Origin of the sequence: Lactiplantibacillus xiangfangensis, from assembly GCF_001438845.1 — a bacterium.
Lineage (GTDB): Bacteria > Bacillota > Bacilli > Lactobacillales > Lactobacillaceae > Lactiplantibacillus > Lactiplantibacillus xiangfangensis.
Window position 1 is genome coordinate 1 of record NZ_JQCL01000041.1, and the last position, 291, is coordinate 291.

Annotated in this window: 1 protein-coding gene; it reads left to right on the forward strand. The window is 45.4% G+C overall.

The window, feature by feature from the left end; all coding sequences use genetic code 11:
- Positions 1–87: 87 nt before the first annotated feature.
- Complete coding sequence (locus tag IV64_RS14795) at positions 88–150, forward strand: putative holin-like toxin (protein WP_230083882.1); 63 nt, start codon at positions 88–90, stop codon at positions 148–150.
- Positions 151–291 lie beyond the last annotated feature (141 nt).

Genomic DNA, 291 nt, shown 5'->3' on the forward strand with positions numbered 1-291 from the left:
TCCCTTGCGAGGTGAGGCCCATGGGAACATGGAATAATCTTCAGGAAGGTTTCACAGTCAATGAGCGTCTTCCAGACACTCTCGTTGATGTTGCTGTTTGCAATGTTTATTTTAGCGTTGCTAACATACATCGACAAAAGGAACAAATAAAAAAGCCGCCCTGCGTAACTTTGGCTAGGTTACAGGGTGACTCAACTATCATTTTTTAACTAATGCCACCGCCTTTGAAGCGGCTTGCGTGGGAAGTCCTGTTTTCGGCGGGGCTTCCTTTTCTGTTTCCATTATAGCATG